The organism is Vibrio sp. YIC-376 (assembly GCF_052353105.1).
Classification (GTDB): Bacteria; Pseudomonadota; Gammaproteobacteria; order Enterobacterales; family Vibrionaceae; genus Vibrio.
In genome coordinates this window covers 1-21,238 of the sequence record NZ_JBBWFK010000002.1, presented here as the reverse complement: position 1 = coordinate 21,238, position 21,238 = coordinate 1, and the positions used below count along the sequence as shown (strand labels likewise).

Annotated in this window: 15 protein-coding genes and 1 pseudogene; 10 read left to right on the top strand and 6 right to left on the bottom strand. The window is 44.8% G+C overall.

The window, feature by feature from the left end:
* Positions 1 to 74: 74 nt before the first annotated feature.
* Together WJM94_RS04360 and WJM94_RS04355 are read right to left on the bottom strand one after the other, a co-directional pair.
* Positions 75 to 935, bottom strand: coding sequence for a DUF2877 domain-containing protein (locus WJM94_RS04360; RefSeq protein ID WP_444493023.1), 861 nt, complete (start codon positions 933 to 935; stop codon positions 75 to 77).
* Positions 936 to 952: 17 nt separating this feature from the next.
* Positions 953 to 1,822, bottom strand: coding sequence for a LysR family transcriptional regulator (locus tag WJM94_RS04355; protein ID WP_444493022.1), 870 nt, complete (start codon positions 1,820 to 1,822; stop codon positions 953 to 955).
* A 331-nt stretch (positions 1,823 to 2,153) separates the two neighbouring features.
* On the opposite strand from WJM94_RS04355, the gene WJM94_RS04350 reads away from it, so the two are divergent.
* The 7 genes from WJM94_RS04350 (at position 2,154) to WJM94_RS04320 (ending at position 12,040) form a co-directional block, all read left to right on the top strand.
* Positions 2,154 to 3,257, top strand: coding sequence for an MFS transporter (locus tag WJM94_RS04350; RefSeq protein WP_444493021.1), 1,104 nt, complete (start codon positions 2,154 to 2,156; stop codon positions 3,255 to 3,257).
* Positions 3,258 to 3,762: 505 nt separating this feature from the next.
* Positions 3,763 to 5,316, top strand: coding sequence for a xanthine permease (locus WJM94_RS04345; protein ID WP_444493020.1), 1,554 nt, complete (start codon positions 3,763 to 3,765; stop codon positions 5,314 to 5,316).
* A 10-nt stretch (positions 5,317 to 5,326) separates the two neighbouring features.
* Complete coding sequence (locus WJM94_RS04340) at positions 5,327 to 6,586, top strand: ankyrin repeat domain-containing protein (protein ID WP_444493019.1); 1,260 nt, start codon at positions 5,327 to 5,329, stop codon at positions 6,584 to 6,586.
* A 123-nt stretch (positions 6,587 to 6,709) separates the two neighbouring features.
* Positions 6,710 to 8,266, top strand: coding sequence for an acyl-CoA synthetase FdrA (gene fdrA / locus WJM94_RS04335; protein ID WP_444493018.1), 1,557 nt, complete (start codon positions 6,710 to 6,712; stop codon positions 8,264 to 8,266).
* Positions 8,267 to 8,268: 2 nt separating this feature from the next.
* Positions 8,269 to 9,687 carry an oxamate carbamoyltransferase subunit AllG family protein gene (locus tag WJM94_RS04330; RefSeq protein ID WP_444493017.1) on the top strand — a complete coding sequence of 473 codons (1,419 nt, stop codon included), beginning with the start codon at positions 8,269 to 8,271 and terminating at the stop codon, positions 9,685 to 9,687.
* A gap of 141 nt (positions 9,688 to 9,828) precedes the next feature.
* Positions 9,829 to 10,767 carry a carbamate kinase gene (locus tag WJM94_RS04325; protein WP_444493016.1) on the top strand — a complete coding sequence of 313 codons (939 nt, stop codon included), beginning with the start codon at positions 9,829 to 9,831 and terminating at the stop codon, positions 10,765 to 10,767.
* 145 nt (positions 10,768 to 10,912) lie between these two features.
* Complete coding sequence (locus WJM94_RS04320; RefSeq protein WP_444493015.1) at positions 10,913 to 12,040, top strand: succinylglutamate desuccinylase/aspartoacylase family protein; 1,128 nt, start codon at positions 10,913 to 10,915, stop codon at positions 12,038 to 12,040.
* Between the two features lie 515 nt (positions 12,041 to 12,555).
* Here the strand turns inward: WJM94_RS04320 and WJM94_RS04315 are convergent.
* Together WJM94_RS04315 and WJM94_RS04310 are read right to left on the bottom strand one after the other, a co-directional pair.
* Positions 12,556 to 12,886: pseudogene (locus WJM94_RS04315) on the bottom strand (cytosolic protein).
* A gap of 370 nt (positions 12,887 to 13,256) precedes the next feature.
* The gene (locus WJM94_RS04310) at positions 13,257 to 14,147 is read right to left on the bottom strand and encodes a LysR substrate-binding domain-containing protein (RefSeq protein WP_444493014.1); all 891 of its coding nucleotides are present in this window, start codon (positions 14,145 to 14,147) and stop codon (positions 13,257 to 13,259) included.
* A 105-nt stretch (positions 14,148 to 14,252) separates the two neighbouring features.
* Here WJM94_RS04310 and WJM94_RS04305 point away from each other — a divergent pair, with 105 nt between their 5' ends.
* Positions 14,253 to 15,485, top strand: coding sequence for a M20 aminoacylase family protein (locus WJM94_RS04305; protein ID WP_444493013.1), 1,233 nt, complete (start codon positions 14,253 to 14,255; stop codon positions 15,483 to 15,485).
* A gap of 48 nt (positions 15,486 to 15,533) precedes the next feature.
* Positions 15,534 to 16,946 carry a YfcC family protein gene (locus WJM94_RS04300; protein WP_444493012.1) on the top strand — a complete coding sequence of 471 codons (1,413 nt, stop codon included), beginning with the start codon at positions 15,534 to 15,536 and terminating at the stop codon, positions 16,944 to 16,946.
* Positions 16,947 to 17,781: 835 nt separating this feature from the next.
* Here the strand turns inward: WJM94_RS04300 and WJM94_RS04295 are convergent.
* Positions 17,782 to 18,849, bottom strand: coding sequence for a hypothetical protein (locus WJM94_RS04295; RefSeq protein ID WP_444493011.1), 1,068 nt, complete (start codon positions 18,847 to 18,849; stop codon positions 17,782 to 17,784).
* A 282-nt stretch (positions 18,850 to 19,131) separates the two neighbouring features.
* Here WJM94_RS04295 and WJM94_RS04290 point away from each other — a divergent pair, with 282 nt between their 5' ends.
* Positions 19,132 to 19,728 (top strand): tyrosine-type recombinase/integrase, encoded by a 597-nt coding sequence (locus WJM94_RS04290; RefSeq protein ID WP_444493010.1) that lies wholly within the window; start codon positions 19,132 to 19,134, stop codon positions 19,726 to 19,728.
* Positions 19,729 to 20,011: 283 nt separating this feature from the next.
* Here the strand turns inward: WJM94_RS04290 and WJM94_RS04285 are convergent.
* A protein-coding gene (locus WJM94_RS04285) for an IS3 family transposase (protein WP_444492974.1) occupies positions 20,012 to 21,171 on the bottom strand; the annotation gives its coding sequence in 2 pieces (ribosomal slippage) (positions 20,012 to 20,913 and positions 20,913 to 21,171; 1,161 coding nt in all).
* Positions 21,172 to 21,238: the final 67 nt, after the last annotated feature.

Genomic DNA, 21,238 nt, shown 5'->3' with positions numbered 1-21,238 from the left:
CCTCTTATTTACTGACTAAAGCAGGCCCAAGTATCCTGAGGTTACTTGGGTATAAAAGAGACGGTTAGAATATATTACGCGAAAAATGTTAAGCCAATATAAATTCCGCACAAGGTATCGTGCCCAGAAGAGTGTCCAATTGCTAATAAATGACTAATTTCTTCTCCAATATGCTTTTCATTATTAATGGCGGAATATAGGTCGACTATCTCTTGACTGTATTGGTGCTCACAGGCTGACTGTAGCATGACGTGACTTACATCAGTGGTTCTGTCCACTGCGTTGAGACAAGCAGATTGCAAGGTGGCAAAGTAGGGATGTTCAAGCACATCCAATACCGAAAGTAAGCCAACAAGCAAGTCGTCTGAAGAAGGTGTTAATCCTGAGCCAAAACCAACAAAGCACGTTAAATCAATGACTAAAGAATGCCTCGCTACCGCATCTATAAACGTAAATAGCTTAGGGAGAAAATAATCTGACAGCATAGGTGAGTAGTAAGTGACAGTGGATGACATTGCCAACTTTTCACTGAGGCACAGTAAAGGGTAGATGCCCATTTCTTTCTGGTGGGCGTATAAATAGTTGTAGATCGTCGTCTTTATCTGTTGGGTTAACGAGATTTTGTGACTCAAATATGGAGAAAATTGGATCACAGACTGCGGATTAATTTTTAGTTGGTATGGTCGAGGGGTAGACTCCTGCTGACTAAAAATAAGTTCAACCATATGATTTGGCTGCAAATATTGAAACCAATTCGTATCGTTTACCATTAAAGCGCGTGGGTTCATTCTTTTTGTTTCACTAATCACGGAAATTAACCCTAACTCACTGTTCAAATTACACGCAGAATTAAATATGGAGTGAACTTGAACACAAATATGGGGTTTAACTTCTAACGCTTTAAAGAGAGGCTGTGAAATTTTAATAACGTCCATTCTAATTGTGACTACTGTTATATATGTGATTTACCAGTGTGCGTGTATTCAAGCTCAAATAAACGAACCAATGTCGTGGCGATTTTATGCAAGACAGGGCTATGCATATCCGCAATATAGAGACCTAAATAAAGGTCGTCGGCTGGAGCGAGAGATTGGAGCTCTTCAACGATGACATGCTCATGTGTCTTACAGGTGCGAGGCAACAACGTCACACCAAAGCCAATCGCGGATGCGGTCATGATCGCCGATAAATTGCTGCTGCAGTAGTTGATTCTGTGGCTGTAGCCCAGTTGGTCGAGTGAAGTCAGAATATGGTCGCGGTACAACGCTCCTGTTGGGAATAACACCAGCGGAACAACGGGATGGTGGAAAGCTGGCGCAGAAGCGCTATCTAGCCAAAGCAGAGGCTCGTGGCGAAATGCAAAGGCGTTGCCTAGGATCTGCTGTTTGGCAAGTACAATATCGTATTTTCCCGTTAAGTAGGATTGATAAAGATCGTTACTAAGACCTGAAGTAAATTCAAATAGAACGTTATCGCTTTGTTGAAAGGGTATAATGGCGCGTGTGACGTCGACAGAAAGATCGTCTGGTACACCTATTTTAATAATGGTTTGTTCGGAAGTGGCGTTTAAGTTGTGCAACATGGTGCTGTTCAGCTCAATGATGCGGTGCGCATAGCGCAATACAAACTCGCCTTTTTCGGTTAGGGTGACTTTTTGCGGCGTTCTTATCAGCAGGGTATCGCCGATGATCGATTCTAGTCGGTTGATCTGTTGGCTGATGGTGGACTGCGAGTTATGGATCCGGTCTGCAGCTCGGGTGAAGCTTCCTGTTTCGCAAACGGCAATATAAGTAAGTAGCAATTGGGGGTGGATCAATTTCATTAACTCATTTCCTCGAATATCCACATATAAATCGTATTATTTTTAATCAATAATTTGGCGTATGAAATTAAGTGCTTAATTTAAACCATTACCAAGCAACTAATTCTAAAACTAACACTTTAATATGGAAAGTAAACCATCATTCGATTTATAAATGACTATGATTCAAAAGATTAATTTAACTATTGCTCAGCGACTACGTAAAATTTTTCTATTCAAATAATTTATTCGATGCTAAAGATAAATGTACGATAAATATACGAAAAATATACTGTCGATCAGAGTATTTGCGATAGTGATATTAATTGGACTGAATTTAAGGCCATTTTTAGTGGCAATCGGCCCCTCTATTGAGCAAATAGTCCAGGATACGGGGCTAGGCTATTCGGTGACTTCACTGCTGACGTTAATTCCAATGGCGCTAATGGGGGCTGGGGCGTTAATTATCACTCGCTTTCCGTTTCTTGCAGAAAAGATCAATTATTTGCTTTTGGCTTTGCTGATGTTAATGATAGGTAACTCGCTGAGACTGTTTGCTGAAAACGGCTCGGTTCTGTTGCTCTCTACATTTGTTTGTGGCGGTGCGGTGGCATTGATACAGTCTTGTGTCCCACGCTTGATTAAACAGCATTTTACAAAGCAGATGCCAGTCGTCGTCGGTTGTTATTCCGCTTCTCTAATGGTTGGTGGAGCGCTGGGGGCATTGGTCAGCCAGACGCTAATCGGTGAAGGCCTATCGTGGAGTGGAAGTATGGCGTGGTTGGCGTTACCCTGTTTGCTGACTTTGATACTGGCTGGCGTGGGACTACCGCGCAGAAATATATCACCGAACGGTCGCACCGAATGGACACAACTTTTTCGGCAAATCAGTACTTGGGAATTGGTGCTTTTGTTCGGGCTTGTTAACGGTGGGTATGCGTCAATTGTGACTTGGTTGCCTCCGTATTATCAGAAACTAGGGTTCGCTCCTGAGCAGAGCAGCCATTTGATCTTCGCGTTGTCGATAATACAGGCGTGCTGCGCCTTGCTGTTGCCGATGAGAATCAAACAATCTGGCGATCGGCGTGTTTGGCTGATGGCTATGTTAGCGTCGTTAATTTTGGGGTTGCTCGGTGTGATGTTTTGGCCACAGCCGTTGTCATACTTTTGGGCTGCGCTTAGCGGTATAGGGTTGGGAGGCGGTTTTTCTATTTGTATGTTATTGGCCTTGGAGCGGTATCAAAGCCTCGAGCATTCCAACGCGCTGAGTGTGATCATGCAAGGCGGTGGCTTTTTATTGGCGTCTTTATTTCCGTTGGTTTTTATCCTTTTCGTTGAGTTGTCTGGGGAGTTTTCCAGCGGTTGGACGATGCAAGTCATGTCGTTATTTTTTGCAACATTACTCTGTTTACGTCTACCTAAATTGCGACAACATCAGCCAGAGCCCAATCATTAAGTCAGCGTGCTACATAAAGCTTCTACTCTCAGCTGTCTTGAACGCTTTTCATGCCCAAGTGATTTCTGTTTTACTTGGGTATTCATCTCAATTCAATTCATATCTTTCAGCTTCTGATAATTAATCGTTCAAAGTTCCATATTCTAGAAAATAAGCAAGAATCTTGAATTTACATAGATAACAATTCAGTGATTGAATCGTGCCTATTTGTATTTTAAATATTCCAGTAAGCACAGATCGTAATGCTGGTGTGATTAGCTTCATAAATATAACGTTAAAGATTCTTCTAAGAAATCAGGAATAACTTGCCTCTTATCACATAAATCCACTATTTTAATCCGGTTTTGTTATCGGTTTGTGTCAATGCGTAGTGTTTTTGAGCTGCTATTAAAAGTTTAGATAATCGTCATCCATTTTATTAATTTATAAATCTTATCCAATCTTGGTAGTTTTAATCTTGTTTTAACGATATGAAAAAACAGTTAATAACATTAGGACAATAACTATGGATATGAAAAAAATATGGCGAAAAGGCGATTGGGCTGCATTCTTTGGCCTATTTACTAATAACTTAACTAACTTATTAACCATGATGGGCTTGCTGCTCTTTGTGGTTGGCTTACCTAAAGATTTTGTGATGGGTCAAGTGGCACCAGCATTTGGTTTTGCGGTGATGTGCGCGAGTGTTTTTTACGCGTGGTTTGCTTACAAGCTGAAAAAAGAAACAGGGCGTGACGATGTAACGGCGCTTCCTTCTGGTCCGAGTGCTCCCTCTATTTTTACTGTGACCTTCTTGGTGATTATGCCGGTATACCAAACCACGCAAAATGCCCAGTTTGCAATTCAGATTGCATTGGTTTGGTGTTTTGTCGAGGCGATGATCCTACTCGTAGGCTCTTTCTTTGGTGATGCGATTCGCCGTATTGTGCCTCGCACCGTCTTGCTGTCCTGTCTTGCGGGCCTTGGTCTAACATTATTGGCTCTCAACCCGATGCTGCAAGCGTTTTCCACTCCGGTTGTTTCGTTTGTGGTTCTTGGTTTGATTTTCATTAACTGGTTTGGCTCAAAGCCACTGTTTCCTAAAATTCCTACTGGTCTGCTACTGATTCTTGTCGGTACGGTACTGGCTTGGGTATTTGGTCTACAGTCGCCAGAAGCCATTGTTGCGTCGTTGTCTGACATGGGCTTTAACCCTCCGGGTTTGCACATAGATGATTTCATTGAAGGCATCCCTCATGCACTGCCTTACTTGGCATCAGCAGTACCGCTAGGTCTGGCGAACTATGTATTTGACTTGGAGAACATTGAAAGTGCGGATGCGGCAGGCGATGCGTACCCAACACGTAAAGTCATGTCGGTTAATGGCCTGTCTTCAATGGTTGGTGCGTTTTTAGGTAACCCATTCCCGGTGACGGTATATGTGGGGCACGCGGCATACAAAGAAATGGGCGCGGGTATTGGTTACACCTTGTTTAACGGCGTGATCATGTTTGTGGTGTCTCTGCTTGGTTTGGGCGCATTACTACTCAGCTTGATCCCAGGTGCGGCTATAGCTCCAATCCTTGTTTACATCGGCATCGTTACTGCCAACCAAGTGGTGCGTGAGTCACCAAAACTCGAAGTTCCAGCTATCTTTGTTTGTTTGTTTCCTTGGGTTGGATACTGGGCACTTACCATGTTCAAAAATACATTGGCAACGGCAGGCACGAACGCGTATGAAGTGGGAATTGATGCACTGGCAGCTAAAGGTATCTACTACGAAGGTATGGTCGGCTTAGGTAACGGTGCACCGCTTGCCAGCTTGCTATGGGGTTGTATGGTGGTCTTTGCTATCAATAACACGCCTCTGCGCGCTGTGGTAGCGGCACTGATCGCGGCCTTCCTTTCAATCATCGGTTTCATTCACGCAAATGGTGTTGGATTCGCTCAACCCGAATCAATGATGTTTGTGTACTCCTACTTAATGCTTGCTGGGCTGTTCGGCATCAAGCACTTTGCCAACGTGAAAGAAAATGTAACTGAATTAGAAGCACAGAAATTAAAGTCGGAAACGGCGTAAAGGAAGCATTATGAACAGTAATATTTCAATATCACTACACGACCTAGTCAAAGCAGATTCACCGAACGATGTGATGCGACAGTTAGAGAATGGTGCCTTAATTGACGCCCGTGATGACAACGGCTGCACGCCACTGATGATTGCAGTGCAAAATAACAATGTTGCTATGGCTGCGTTGCTCTTGGAAAAGGGTGCAGATGCTAATGCACGCGATGTGACTATGCTAACGCCTTATCTGTGTGCGGGTGCAAATGGCTTTCACGAGCTGTTGTCACTAACTCTCAAATATGGTGCTGATGTGACTAGTGTTAACCGTTTTGGTGGTACTCCGCTGCTACCATCAAGTGAAAAAGGTTTTTTGCGTACTGTACAAGTCAGCCTAGAGGCTGGTATTCCGGTCAACCACGTAAATAAACTCGGTTGGTCTGCGTTGCTAGAAGCGGTCATTCTTGGTGATGGTGGTTATTTATATGGTGATGTGATTGAGGTTCTATTAGGTGCAGGCGCAGATCAACACCTTAAAGATCGTGACGGTATTAGTGCGCTACAACATGCACATGCGCGAAAGCAAACGAAAATTGTCGAGCTAATGACTGACGCTGAAGCACTGCGTCAACGCCAAAGTGACTTATTGCGTCAAGTCAAAGCACATATAGCCGCTTTTGAATACGAGCAAGCTCTAGGTATATTGGTTGCGAACCCATCTGACTTTTATGACAAAGTAGGTTATCACTACTACCACGGCTACGTGCTAATGGAATTGGGCCGTTATCAAGAAGCAGTTGATGCTTACCGCGAAGCTTTGCCGTTGAGTGATAACCCTGCTGAATTTCATTTGTATATTGCTAATAGCTACCGACTGGCAAAACAGAGTGAGCAAGCATTAGCGGAGTTTGATCTAGGGATCGCAGCGGATCCTAACTCATCGTTTGTGCGTTATCACAAGTCGAACTACCTGCGTGAGTTAGGCTTGCATGAAGTCGCCGTCGACACGATGCGTCAATTGTTAGCGGCGGATCCAAATCGGTACGATTACTCGTTCCATTTGGCGAATAGCTTGCGTTCATTAGGCCGACATAGCGAAGCGATATGCGCGATCGAAAATGCAATTACTCATGATTCCACCAATGCTCTGTATTATTTACATAAAGGAAAGTCGTTCGAGTTAATTGGCGAAAATCAACAAGCATTAATACTCGTAAATTATGCAATTGATGTTTGTGATGATGAAAGTGAATTATTGGAATTTAAACGTCAACTACTCAATTAATAAATAACGATTTATTAATTGGAATAATTTAAAAAATTATTTCGTTATTCACACTTTGTGGCAATAGTGACAGAGTTGGTATCACTATTGCAAAAATAAAGTAAAGATATAAAAGAGGCGAATATGTTCGTTAAAGTAACAGTCAAAAAAAACACGTATTTTGATTCGGTGTCGTTAATGGCTTTGTCTACAAAAGTCAATGAGTTAAAAGATGTCGAGCAGGCGTTTGTCGCAATGGCTACCGACATGAATAAAGGTGTATTAGACAATGTAGGTTTATTGGACGATGAAATTCGCAGTTCGAACAGCGGTGACCTATTTGTTGTTATTAAAGCAGTTAGTGAAGAAGTTTGTGAACAGACGCTAGAAGAAGTTGAAAAATTATTAAAAGGTGGAGATAACGCCACTGCTGGATTAGGCGGTTCGCAAGAAAAGAAATTTACTACTCTAAAAAGTGCATTAAAGCACCAGCCAGAAGCTAATCTTGCGATTATTTCGGTACCGGGCGAATTTGCTAAACGTGAAGCAAAAATGGCACTGGATAATGATCTGCATGTATTGATGTTCAGTGATAACGTTTCAGTCGAAGATGAGGTCGAGCTAAAGACGTTAGCTCATGAAAAGGGCTTGTTGATGATGGGGCCTGATTGCGGTACTGCAATCATCAATAACGTGGGCCTTTGCTTTGCGAATAAAGTACGCACTGGAAAAATTGGTATCGTTGGTGCATCGGGTACAGGTAGCCAGGAAGTAGCAGCACGAGTCCATGACTTTGGCGGCGGTATTACTCAGCTACTGGGGACCGGTGGTCGTGATTTGAGCGAAGCCGTTGGTGGTATCATGATGCTAGATGGTTTACGTGCACTTGAAGCCGATCCTAACACTGAAGTTGTACTCATCGTTTCTAAGCCAGCAGCGAAAAGCGTTGAAGCCAAAGTGCTTGAGCAGGTGAAATCAATGTCGAAACCTGTTGTCGTGTGTCTACTTGGCGGCGATGAAGCGCCTGTGGTAGAAGCAGGAGCGCATTTTGCGAAAACCACCAAAGAAGCAGCGCTACAAGCGGTTATCCTTGCGGGCATCGACGAAGCTGGCATTAACAAACGCACGCTTAATCTCCCCCTAATTGAAGAAATCAAAGCGAAGCTGAAACCAGAGCAAAAGTACATTCGCGGTCTATTCTGTGGCGGTACTCTGTGTGAAGAATCGATGATGTTAGCACGAGAATATTTCTCAGATGTATACAGCAATATCGCGAAAAAACCAGAACAACGGTTGACTGATATTAACGTTAGCCAAGCACATACCTTTATTGATTTTGGTGACGATGATTTCACTAATGGTCGTCCTCATCCAATGATTGATCCATCATCACGCATCGAGCGTTTGCTTAAAGAAGCTGACGATCCAGAAGTCGGCGTTATCGTTCTTGATTTTGTGATTGGCTACGGTTCTCACGAAGATCCAGTCGGTGTGACGATTCCTGCCATCATTGAAGCGAAACAAAAAGCCGAAGCTCGTGGCCAACATTTAGAAATCCTTGGTTATGTTCTAGGTACGGATTTAGATAGTCCAGACATGAATGAACAAATTGAGAAACTGGCACAAGTGGGCGTCACTATCTCCAGCAGTAGCCAAAACACCGGATTACTGGCACGTGGTTTTGTGAGCAAAGGAGAATAAAAATGAGCAAAGTAGCACAACTATTTTCAGATCTGAATGTGATCAACGTAGGTTTGGAATTTTTTAAACAGGATATTCAGAAACAACAAGCGCCTGTTACTCAAGTAAGCTGGCAGCCAATTGCTGGTGGTAACAAAGCAGTGATTGATGCTCTGGATAAATTGGCACAGCCAGAAATCGCTGACAAAATCGAGGCGGCAAACGAAGAGGCGGTAACACGCATCATTAATTCACATCCAGTGTTGGTAGGTTACGGGCGAGCGATCGATGTTGTTCCGGGCATGACCAAAACTACAATCCTTCACGCAGGCCCGCCGGTTGCATGGGAAGATATGAATGGTCCAATGCGCGGTGCGGTGACTGGTGCTCTGATTTTTGAAGGTCTTGCGAGCAACTTAGATGAAGCATTCAGGCTAGCTGGTTCTGGTGAGATTACCTTCTCGCCTTGTCACGAGCACGACTGTGTTGGCTCAATGGCAGGTGTTACTTCTGCATCTATGTACATGCACGTAGTGAAGAACCAAACTTACGGTAACATTGCGTACACCAATCTCAGTGAACAGATGGCGAAAATCCTACGTATGGGTGCAAACGATGAGAGCGTTGTTGAGCGTCTAATTTGGATGCGCGAAGTACTGGGTCCAATGCTAAAAGCGGCAATGGAAATCGGTGAGCCGATCGATCTACGCCTGATGCTAGCACAAGCACTACATATGGGTGACGAGTGCCATAACCGTAACAACGCGGGTACGGCATTATTGGCTCAGGCACTGACGCCACGAATTCTACAAACAAACTTCACAACTGAGCAAAAACGCGAAGTATTTGAGTTTATTGCTTCTAGTGATTACTTCTCTGGCCCTACGTGGATGGCAATGTGTAAGTGTGCACTGGATGCGGGACACGGTGTCGAAAACAGTACTATTGTGACCACAATGGCACGAAACGGCGTGGAGTTTGGTATTCGAATGAGTGGTATGCCTGGCTTTACTTGGTTTACTGGGCCTGCGCAAAAAGTGGTTGGTCCTCTATTTGCAGGTTACAAGCCTGAAGACTCTGGCCTGGATATTGGTGATAGTGCGATCACTGAAACATACGGCATTGGTGGCTTTGCTATGGCAACGGCACCTGCAATCGTTGCTTTGGTTGGTGGAACAGTGGGAGAAGCAATTGATTACTCAATTCAAATGGATGAAATCACGACCGACACTAACCCCAACGTCACGATCCCTTTACTTAATTTCAAAGGCATTTCGTCTGGTATTGATGTGCGTAAGGTATTGGAAACAGGCATTTTGCCTATCATCAACACCGCTATCGCTCACAAAGAACCAGGCGTAGGCATGATCGGTTGTGGTATCACTAACCCACCAATCGAATCTTTTGAGAAAGCGTTACTCGCATTTGCCAATAAGATGTAATTAAGAGAATAGATAGGGGCTTAGTCCCATAACACTTAATGACTGCGCCAGTGAAGACGCTGGCGCAATCCCCATTGGCTAATTATAAGAACATTAAACATGTTCTATGTCTTGATGGGGGCTAACAGTAGAGGTGTACCAATGAGAATTGTTTTAGCACTAGGCGGTAACGCTTTATTAGAACGCGGCCAACCATTAACGGCTGAAAACCAACGTATCAATATAAAAAAAGCTGCCGCAGCGATAGCGGAAATTGCCAAGCAACATGAAGTCGTTATTGTTCATGGCAATGGTCCACAAGTGGGTTTACTGATGGAACAAAATAGCCAGTATCAACAACAAAAGCCAGAAGTGACCGCGTATCCATTGGATGTGTTGGGTGCACAAACCTGCGGTATGATTGGTTATATGTTGCAGCAAGAGTTATTCAATGCTGATAATAAATTACATATCACAACGATGTTCTCCCAGACATGTGTCGATATCGAAGATAGTGCATTTGACGATCCAACCAAGTTCGTTGGCCCTGTATATAAAGACGAAGATATCGAAGCATTGCGTGCAGAGAATCCTGCGGCTATCTACAAGAAAGATGGCGACTACTACCGTCGAGTTGTAGCATCACCTCAACCTCAAAATATCGTTGAGTCGGTACAGATTACCCGTCTACTAGAAAGCGGCAACACGGTTATTGCTTGCGGCGGTGGCGGCGTTCCGGTGTTTGAAGCGCAAGACGGTAAGTTGGTTGGCGTAGAATGTGTAATCGATAAGGACTTAACGGCTGAATTGCTGGCAGAACAGATTGAAGCTGACTTATTTATTATTCTGACTGACGGTGCAGTTTACCTCAACTACGGTAAGGAAAATCAACAGGCTATTAAATGTGCTACACCTAAAGAACTATCAAACTATGACTTTCCGGCAGGATCTATGGGGCCAAAAATCGATGCAGTATGTCGCTTTGTCAGTCGGGGGCATGGTGATGCAGCGATTGGTGCGTTAGACCAGTTGGACGCAGTGATTAATGGTGAATCAGGTACTCGAATTACTCAAGGTGAAGGAATAAGTTTTTATTCCTAAATATTTCAGTGATTTTAATTTGCGTAAATAGTCGGTTAATAAAGGCTATGGGTAAGTTTTTAAATTATTAACATAAAAATAGTGATGCTTTTTTATATAAACAGCAATGCCTATTCCATAAACGGAATTTTATAAGGAAGATAGAATGAAAAAATTATCGCTCACAGTATTAATGACTGCCATTATTTCCACTTCTCTAATGGCGGAAACTATTTATAACGGAGATGTCATTCAAGGGCGAAAAGTTATTACAAAGTTGGATGTGAAAGATTTTGATAATAATAGTGTCTCAGAACTGTTTTTTCGGGCCGGCGACCAAATTAATACAGGCCAGTATTATTATGTTCCGGTAACTGTGATTAAAGGTAAGCTTCCAGGTAAGGCTGTTATGTTTGTCGCTGGGGTACATGCCAACGAAATGAACCCTTACTTAACGGCAAATTTAATCAAACAACAACTCGATACTGAAAAAATGTCAGGAACAGTGACAATCGTTCATCAATACAATATCCCTGGCTTGATAAATAATATTCGTGAGTACGTACCCTCTGGTCCAGTAAAAGTAAACAGTAATCTTAATCGTCAAGTTGCATTGGACTCGGTCATTAGCAGCAGTCAACGTTACTCATATACACTTTGGAACCATTTGCTAAAAGATAATGCTGATTATGCGTTAGATATGCATACCGCTAACCCGACAACATTTCCATTGGCTGCCTATTCAGATTTGAGTATTCCTGCTGTGAAACAACTGACACGATTGTTCCCTCTTAATGCGACGATCAATAGTTCGGGAACCACGTCCGTTTCTGGCGCATATAATTCTATCGGCGTACCAGCATTTACACTGGAAATTGGCTCTCGTGAAGTATATGAACCGGAATGGGTAGAAAAGGCGCTGCAAGGGGCAATAAACTTATTGCGATTCGCTGATGTTATAGATGGTGAGTTCCAGACCTATCAAGACATCGTAGATACGAATGCATGGCTGGATGTAACGGCTGAGTTCGGTGGATTTGTCGTGCCGGAGATCGAGGTACTCGATAAGGTTAAAAAAGGCGACTTAATGTTTACTCAGTATGATGCTTTTGGACATGCTGTCAAACAATATACCAGCCCAGCTGATGGACTAGTGATTCAGGTTATTCAGAACCCTATGGCCGAAGCTGGGATGCAATTGGGATCCGTGGTGTATTTTGATCCTGCCAAGGAATTGTCTGACAACGAAGGTGTTGGTTCTGTTACAGTGAAAGATATACCAAGTAAAAAATAGAATTGAGTTGTTGAACGTAGCCAGGCTTTTGTTTGTATTTGTTTTCTGTTTATGACAGTTAGCGAATGTATAGACCACAACAATTATTGTGCTCATCAAGAAAGTGAGCGACTCTGTCGTACCTTAACTACCAACCGATTTTGTCGACTTACATATTACCAGGGGAAGTGATGGAACTATTTTCTTGTAAGAAAGTTTCTTACTGCGCTTTGAAATCTTAAATATTATTGTCACAAAAATATCAACTTATGTTTGTATTTTTGCTAATGCATTAATATTAAAGAAATCATAAATATCACTTTATGGTTGTATCAACAGAAAACTCGAATAGTTAAGAGCCGCAGTTAGCGGTTCTTTTTTTGTTTGCCCAACGAATCTGGCAAACCCGTCGGATTGAAAGAGCCCCGAATCGCCCCGACTGAGGGGAAGATAATCCGAATGGCAAGGGCGCAGACTAGCCAAAAGCTAATATCCGGCTCCATTCAATTTGCCGATTTTAACTTACTGAATGATTTTCAGTCCATTTGGGTAATAAAGGTTTGCTCGTCATCCACAAAAGCCACCGTGATAGATAAAAACCCGACCACGCCCTCCAACTAAGCAGGCAAGCTGTGGGTTCAAGTCTTCTTTGTTATCCTGGCTTTGAAAACTGCCGGTATCGGTGATTACGCCGATGAGTGTAGGTAAATATCTATAAGTGCGCTTGGCTTGATCAATCAGGTTCAATTCGCTGGAGCTAGAGAAGCAAAAGGGGATCGCACCAGCTTCTTCGATAAATATAGTTTTCAGTTCTTCAAAAGCTGTGATCACAAGCCATTCGATGCCGTTAACATGATGGATAAACATAGAGTTAGGGCACGTTTCTCTTTCCACTAATCGGCCTACTTGTGCTAATGCCTAACTAAAAGACGTCTATCAAGTTGGTGGCTATTCATACCTCGAAAGCCCACTTGCTCCCGCTTTTGCGTCACACTATGGGCGAGTTTGAAAGTATTGTTAATAAAATTGCAGTTTGGTGCTATGGGCACAATCATGATTGCAATGAATAAATAAACTTGCATACAAATCAACGTGGATATGTTGAACATGAGTTAGTTTTTGGCTTTGACCCTAAAAAATAATTACTATTGATACAAAATAAATGTGGATAGCGCCATCAGTAAAGAAATTATCCCCCAACGTTCTTTAGAATAAATGTCATTCAAACCTTCAGTGCCTACTGGCTAATATGACGCCGGAACAGGTTGGCAAGTTTCTGAGCCCCCGGGCTCAGGGGTGTTCCCTTGAGCTTGAGCAAGCCCAAGGCATGCGACGGAAAGGTGGGCAATCCGTCAAAACCCGCCAAACCACAACCGGAAAGGGGGTCGGTAAAGAAGATACGGGGACCAAAACCCACCAGATCTGTGCGGCGGATAAGTTCAGTCATCAGGAAAGGAGAGTCACAGTGGACAATACGCTGTGATAAAGGCACACCTGCAGATTCAAGCCAGCTCACCAACTGCTGGGCCGAGCTGCCAGTTGCGAGGCTGAGTACCCACCGGGCAGTTAACATCTGCGACCAGTCAGTGGCTCCTAGTAGAGGGTGCCCCTCCCGAGCCACAGGTTCAGATAAAATTTGGGTCAAGGGTTCGAAGACGATCTCGTATGGTAACTGCCCCGGCTCTGCGACGGCAATGGCAAAGTCAAGGTCTCCTTCCATCAAGCCGGGTAGCACTGTAGGCAGCATACCCTCGACAAATTTAAGGCTGACATCGGGTAACTCTTTCTCAAACTCATTCAGCACCGTTGCCAGTGCGGTTGTGGCAACGGAAGAGGTCACAGCTACGTTTACCCGCATTCCGATGCCGCCCTGTAACCAGCGTATCTCGTCTCGTGCTTTATCTAGGGTTGATATCGCTAGGCGCGCCCGAGTCAATAACGTTTTTCCCGCTGGGGTGAATTCGACACCGCGATAACTGCGAATCAGCAACTGTGCACCCAGTTCTGCTTCTAATTCACGCAAGGCCTTGGTTAGCGCGCTCTGGCTTAGATGAAGCGCTTTTGCAGCTGCGCGAATCGAGCCCTCTTCAGCGACTTTCAATAAAGCTTTTAGCTGATGATCTTTCATATTATGTGAACACCATAGGTTGTCACCAGGCAAAAATTTCTGCCTTTTTACTATCACTATAGACGGATACTATTACGCAACGATGATGAAAATATATATTAACAGGTGGTTATTTTGATAACTCACTCAAAAATCACACCAAATATTGAGCAGATGAGGGATTGGCGCCGCCAAATCCATCAGTACCCGGAGCTGGGGTTTGAAGAGTTCGCCACAAGTCAGCTGGTGGCTGAGCAGCTTAAGGCCTGGGGTTATGAGGTCCATGCCCGTATAGCGGGTACTGGAATAGTAGGTGTACTGCGCTGGGGAGAGGAGCCGGGACTACGCTTGGGACTGCGTGCGGACATGGATGCGCTGCCTATTCAAGAAGCCACCGGACTGCCTTGGGCCAGCCAGGTCGCGGGCAAAATGCATGCTTGTGGTCATGATGGTCACACCGCCATCTTGCTAGGGGTGGCCGAGACAATCGCACGCTTACACCGTATTCAGCAGTTACCTGGCAGCGGCACCCTTCACTTAATCTTCCAGCCTGCTGAGGAGATGGGATTTAGTGGTGGAGCTGAGCGAATGATAGAGGACGGTCTGTTCGAACGTTTCCCCTGTGATGGACTATTTGCTCTGCACAACTTCCCTGGTATCCCCACGGGCAAACTCTGTTTCCGTGAAGGAGCCTTTATGGCTTCATCGGACACGGCCAAATTAACCTTTACCGGAAAAGGGGGGCACGCTGCTCTACCGCATCTAGCGCAGGATCCAACCTTGCCTGCTGCTGCTACCTTGTTGGCGCTTCAGAGTATTGTTGGGCGCAATGTAGATCCCAATCAGATGGCGCTGATTAGCGTGGGTCGGATTCAAGCCGGTACCTCGGCCAATGTAATTCCCAACACGGCTGAGCTGGAGCTCAGCATCCGTACCTTGGCGCCCGAGGTTCGCGATGCCCTCGAACGCCGAATTCACACCCTAGCCCAGTCACAGGCTGAAGCATTCGACTGCCAATGTGAGGTTGAATACGACCGTGGCTATCCTGTGTTGAAAAATGACTCAGAGATGACCCGGTTGGCTATCGATACAGCCAGGCAGTTATTCGGTGACGACTGTGTCGATGCGTCCATACCCCCCCTAACTGGTAGCGAGGACTGTGCCTATCTATTGGAGCAAGTGCCCGGGTGTTATTTCCTAGTCGGTAACGGCGACAACGGTCACAACGCCGGCGTCAGGACGGGACCATGCTGCGTGCACAATCCGCATTATGATTTCAACGACGACTGCATGGCAGCTGCGGCCAATTTCCTGGTCGGCCTGGTATCTCGCTATTTTAGCGACAGCCCCCACGCTTAAGCGTAAATTAATATTATGAAGATTATACCCGACATCCAGGAGGTCACCATGAACCCCAAATCACCCCAGCCGCAGCACGGTGGATACGTCAAAAAACGCCGCTGGTTCAGCGAATTTCCTGACCCTATGGTTCTAATCTTTCTTGTGCTGGTCGGCGTGTACCTACTGACTTTTATCATTCCGGCGGGTCAATTCACACGAGAGCTAGTGGATGGCTACAACCGGGTGGTTCCCGGCTCTTTCGAGTACTTGGAGGGCGTTGCAACGCTGAGTTTTTTCCAATTGTTCCTGGCTATTCCTCAAGGGATGATTAATGCAGCTCAGTTTTTGTTCATCGTGTTTATCGCCGGCGGTATGTTCCATGTTCTCAAGGGAACCGGTGCACTGGAAAATATGATCGGTGTGACCGCCAATAATCTGGGGGCCAACGACAGTACCAAAAGCCGTAACCTAATTCTCACTCTGGGGACCTTCATTTACGGTTTTTTCGGTGTTGCGGTAGGCGGTGAAAACAATATCGCTCTAGTACCGATAGGGGCGCTGATTGCTTCCGCCATTGGCTGTTCACGACTGGTTGGGGTCACCATGGCAGTTGGTGGGATCGGAGTGGGATTTGCCCTGTCGCCAATCAGTCCTTATACCGTGGGTGTAGCCCAGAGCATAGGTGAATTGCCGCTTTTCTCTGGCTGGGAGCTACGTATGCTGATGGTCGTGACCTGTCTGGCAATCCTGTCGGCCTATATTTGTTTCCGTGTAGTCAAGATGGAGTTCCATGATGATCAACCGGTAGAAATGAGCAAGGCACTGCATGAGTACCGAATATCACGTCAGGATGTGATCATTCTAGCAATATTCTTGGCCGGGCTGGCGATCATGCTAACCGGGGTATTCATGCTTGGCTGGTATATTAAGGAAATCACTGCAATTTTCTTGATGATGGCGATTGTGATCGGTCTCGCTTCAGGTCTGAACGCCAATCAATTAGTCCGTCAAATGATGGACGGTGCGGCATCCGTGACCTCGGGAGCACTAGTGATTGGCCTAGCGGCATCGATACAGGTCATTCTTAACGATGCTCACATTGTCGATACTATAGTAAGCTCCCTGAGCTCCATCCTTGAAGGGACACCTGTGGCTCTGGCTGCCGTTATGACCAGCGTCATTCAGGGGGTGATCAACCTGTTCATTCCCAGCGGCTCGGCACAAGCACTGGTTACTATGCCGATCTTGATCCCGGTGGCTGATTTGATCGGCATGAGTCGCCAGTTGATGGTCACCGCGTTCCAAATTGGCGACGGCCTGACCAATCTGTTTATCCCTACCGCTGGCGGTATTCTGGCCATGTTGGCTTTGGGGCGCGTATCCTACGCTCGCTGGCTACCGGTCATTCTGCCGATCATGGTTCCCATGTACGTCATTTGCTGGATAATGATGGTGGCGGCCTCCTATATGGGCTATTGATGGAATAAATACTTGCCCCTCCGTAAGAGTAAAACCGTCCGGAGGGGCGGGCTCCAGCAAATGCTTTGGCGGTCTGTTCACACTAGAGTTGTAACAGTCGAAGAGTTAAGAAAGTTGAGTTTTAATTAGCGGCAAAGACCAAAGGTGCGATACAGCACCTAGGCATTGATAGCAAACTTAAACGAACGTTTTATTCAAGTTACATGTAAGAGAAGTTTCTTCATATGGAGTTATATCCGAAAGGTTTCATTACATCCAACAGAAGAGGGGATGGATGTGTACTATGAGATCACTTCTCGAACACAGCAAAAGTATCACTCGATGGATATACTGCTGATTTGCAAGCAAGTAGTTTTCTGCTTCAAATAGAGCAGAGAAAAGGGCAACTTTTTAGCACTATATTGAATAATTTTCGTTACATCGTCTAGCTAAGTACATTTACTCCTTAAAATTTGACGAAATATAACGAACACAACAAGTATTTGAGGTTTTAAGATACTTTTCATTTGGATCGACAGCGTTTGAATGTATGGCCTGACGAGGCTTTGTCCAGAGCCTTCACAGTGCACAAGTACTAGTAGGGCAGCGCAACTCAAAGCTGCCCCTACACTTTCGAGTAAAAGAACAATTCAAATTATTAAATTGTTTCATCTCGAATAGTTCGACAATGATGAATTACAATGGACCAAGTTCTTTTATATTACACACCTAATATGGTTCTTCTTATGGAAGGTAGGCGTTGGTGCTCGGATCAGACAAAACCGATTACGAATAGAAGGTCTGGACCAAACTTCAACCGCCTACCTTGTGTGGGCGATTGCTACGAGACAGTAACCTACTCGCATGACGCGGCGGCGTCATCTAGGTTATCAATGATAGCATTAACCTTTGCAATCAATGTTGCTGCCTCTTCCGTAGAAATCACGCCGCCGGATTGGGCGCTAACGCTATTGCAGAATGCGTACAGCGAATTCAAAGCAGCGATATCATTGCTGTCCAGGTTATCATCTAGGGCTTGTATGGCTGAGCTAAGTTTTGCATCTAGTGAATTAGATATGCCTGACTTAATATTCATTGAAATTATTTCTTCAATAAGAATATTAATCTGTTGCTCAACAGTGTTCGATGCTTGACCAAAAAAGACCAACCTGATAATTGAATCTCCCGCTGTGACAAAGCCTGAAAGGTTGCTCACGAAAGTCGCATTACCAGTCGCCGAATCAATGGTATACAGGTCGGTAATTACTCCATTGGGGGTAAATTCTCTTCGTGTGGTGTAAAGAACGTCCTGCCCATCAAACGCAAGGCCCAGCCATGTACTGGCATGGGGCTGGCCATCATTAATATTGCCGATAACTGTGCTGGCACCATTATCTAAATCCAGCTGGTGTAGATCGCGACCTTCGGCAATCACAAACAACTCGTCATTGCTATTGAAGGACAAGCCGCCACCAAATGGGAAATCGCTATTACCAATAAATGTTCGAAGGCTTGTGCTAGGGTCAAATATGGCCAAAGCATCTAGCAGGGAGTCGACCGAATAGAGAACGCCCATGCTATCAAAAGCTAGACCGCCAATGCCACAATCTATACTAGACGAACTCAAAACAGAGCTATTGCCGTTGGTTGGGGACAATGTTAGAAATTGGTCTCCACCTCGAGCGTATGTGAGTAAGCTACCATCAAGAGGATTGTATGCTAGTGAAATGGCGTTATTCTGATTTAAGCCTATGCTGCCGACATAGGTTATCGCGCCAGAAGGAGCATCAATAGTATACAAATCTTGATGGCTAGACAGACCATAAAGAACCTGTTCATCTTCAGCAAAGACAAATGAAACAGATAATGAACTAAAAACAATTCCTATCCAGAGTAGGAATTGAGCAATTATAGTAATCCTCATGTTACCTCTCCTCTAAAGGTGATCCCTGGGTTCCCAAGAGAACCAGAGTATCTCTGAAATTATAGAGTCATTCCCAAAGAGTAGTGGGCAATGAAATTTGGTCGTCACAATGTAAATTACAAGACGTATTGTTATCCGTGCGCTCCTAACTTAGTGAAGATACTGACTCACTTTTGTCCATGGGTGTTCCAACACGCCCTGTCCGGTAGTGATCGAAACTGTAACAGTTGTAGTCTATAGCCAGACTTTATGTTGACCAATAGCATCTAAGAGGAGGTCAACATGAGAAAGTTAACTTCAGGAAAATGTAGCGGTATAAAAAGGCCATTTAAGCTTGAAGAAATCTGGCGAATCAGGACCAGACTTGAGCTTGAGAACGACCTGATGCAACTTGCTCTGCTAAACCTAGCCATTGATAGTAAGCTGAGAGCGAGTGATTTACTAAAGCTGCACGTATACGATGTTTCTTCGCAAGGAGTGATTTATGAAAGGGTTCAATGCATCCAGCAAAAAACGGGCACTGATGTACACTATGAAATTACTCCTAGAACGCAGCAAAGTATCAGTCGATGGATCTACTCTGCATCCTTAGAAGCAAGCAGTTTTCTGTTTCCAAGTTGTCGCCGCAAAGGGCAACCTATCAGTTACTCATTTTATCGTTCGATTATCAGGTGTTGGGCTGTAAAACTGGGGTTGAATGCAGACTATTATGGGACTCATTCAATGCGTCGCACCAAAGCTACTTTGATCTATGCCAGAACAAAAAACATTAGGGCGGTACAGATTTTACTCGGGCATTCGAAGCTAGATAATACGATTCGTTACCTTGGAGTTGAACTGGAAGACGCTTTGAGGCTTTCAGAGCAAACTGACTGCTAGAGGCATTGATACAGGCTTTTCTCCACACAAAGGCTTTTCTCCACCGTTGAAAAGCCTGTGCCCCAAAACAATTCAGAGCAAAAGCTCTTGCCCACTTCTTTCCTAGTTCTTTTCCCTATCAAAAATTATCCGAAGAAGTTTGGAAATCTGCATTTGAGAAACTATAAGGCATCATGCAGAGGGACTAGGTTTAGAAATGAGAATACAACCAAAATCCAATAGGGTGGGTGTTGGCGCGAATAGCATAGTACAAATTGGAAGCCAAGAACCGATTTTGTAGTGGTCAACAAATTCCGGACACAGATTTAAGCCGATTTTCGGCATTGACTGGCGACAGCCCATCATTGGCTTGATGAGGCCGTTGCCGATTATAGTAGTCCATCAAATAGTAGCTGATATCTTTCTTCGCTTGAGTTTGGGTCAAGTAACCCGTTGCTGGTACCCATTCAGTTTTTAGGCTTCTAAATAGCCTCTCCATTGGAGCGTTGTCCCAACAGTTACCTCGACGACTCATGCTTTGGGTTATGCGATATCGCCAAAGTCTTTGACGAAACTTACGACTGCTGTACTGGCATCCCTGGTCTGAATGGAACATCACGTTCTGAGGCCGCCCCCTTTGCTCCCAGGCCATATCTAGGGCTTTAGAAGCTAATTTAGCATCAGGCTTATCCGATAGAGACCAACCCACGACGCGCCGGCTAAAGAGGTCAAGTACCACGGCGAGATAACTCCACTTAGAACCTGACCAGATATAAGTAATGTCACCGCACCACACTCGATTTGGAGCAACCACAGAGAATTCACGCTTCAGCAGATTCGGGATATCCAACCGCTCTGATTTGGCCTGCTTATATCGATGCGAGCCTGGCTGTTTGCTCATCAGACCGGCTTCTTGCATTATCTTCCGCACCTTAAATCGCCCGATGTCGATGTTTTCTGAACGTAACATGGATACAAGGGCACGACTGCCAGCAGCACCTCGGCTCATGTTGAAGAGCTCTTTAATTCGGCTTGCTAGCCGAATGCGATTAGCGTCCGGCTTTCTCTGTTTAAACTCGTAGTAACAGGAAGAAGCCACATTGAACAGTTCGCAAAGCATCTTGACCGACTCATGCTCCCTTAACTGATCAATTAACGAGAACGTTCGAGTTCGTCCGACATTAAGAGAGCGGTGGCCTTTTTTAGTATGGCTTTCTCTCTTTCTAATCGACTAATTCTGGCTTCTAATTCCTGGATTTTTTGTTGTTCAGGCGTAAGGGCCTTGGCCGCCGGAGTTGTACCACCACGCTCAATCTTGAGTTGGTCGACCCAACGTCGTAAAGCTGTTTCACCAACATCCATGGAGCGTGCTGCTTCAGGTACCGAATATCCTTGGTCAAGCACCAAGCTTGCAGCATCCATTTTGAATTCAGCAGAAAATGTACGTCGTTGTCGTTTTGTCATGGAACACCTCATTTATGGTGGAGACTTTACCACCTAATTTGGTGTCCGGGATCATTAAACCACTACA

Excerpts from the sequence above, each read along its gene's own strand:
- WJM94_RS04360 (WP_444493023.1), bottom strand. The coding sequence starts at position 935 with ATGGACGTTATTAAAATTTCACAGCCTCTCTTTAAAGCGTTAGAAGTT.
- WJM94_RS04355 (WP_444493022.1), bottom strand. The coding sequence starts at position 1,822 with ATGAAATTGATCCACCCCCAATTGCTACTTACTTATATTGCCGTTTGC.
- WJM94_RS04345 (WP_444493020.1), top strand. The coding sequence starts at position 3,763 with ATGGATATGAAAAAAATATGGCGAAAAGGCGATTGGGCTGCATTCTTT.
- WJM94_RS04340 (WP_444493019.1), top strand. The coding sequence starts at position 5,327 with ATGAACAGTAATATTTCAATATCACTACACGACCTAGTCAAAGCAGAT.
- fdrA (WP_444493018.1), top strand. The coding sequence starts at position 6,710 with ATGTTCGTTAAAGTAACAGTCAAAAAAAACACGTATTTTGATTCGGTG.
- WJM94_RS04330 (WP_444493017.1), top strand. The coding sequence starts at position 8,269 with ATGAGCAAAGTAGCACAACTATTTTCAGATCTGAATGTGATCAACGTA.
- WJM94_RS04325 (WP_444493016.1), top strand. The coding sequence starts at position 9,829 with ATGAGAATTGTTTTAGCACTAGGCGGTAACGCTTTATTAGAACGCGGC.
- WJM94_RS04320 (WP_444493015.1), top strand. The coding sequence starts at position 10,913 with ATGAAAAAATTATCGCTCACAGTATTAATGACTGCCATTATTTCCACT.
- WJM94_RS04310 (WP_444493014.1), bottom strand. The coding sequence starts at position 14,147 with ATGAAAGATCATCAGCTAAAAGCTTTATTGAAAGTCGCTGAAGAGGGC.
- WJM94_RS04300 (WP_444493012.1), top strand. The coding sequence starts at position 15,534 with ATGAACCCCAAATCACCCCAGCCGCAGCACGGTGGATACGTCAAAAAA.
- WJM94_RS04295 (WP_444493011.1), bottom strand. The coding sequence starts at position 18,849 with ATGAGGATTACTATAATTGCTCAATTCCTACTCTGGATAGGAATTGTT.
- WJM94_RS04290 (WP_444493010.1), top strand. The coding sequence starts at position 19,132 with ATGAGAAAGTTAACTTCAGGAAAATGTAGCGGTATAAAAAGGCCATTT.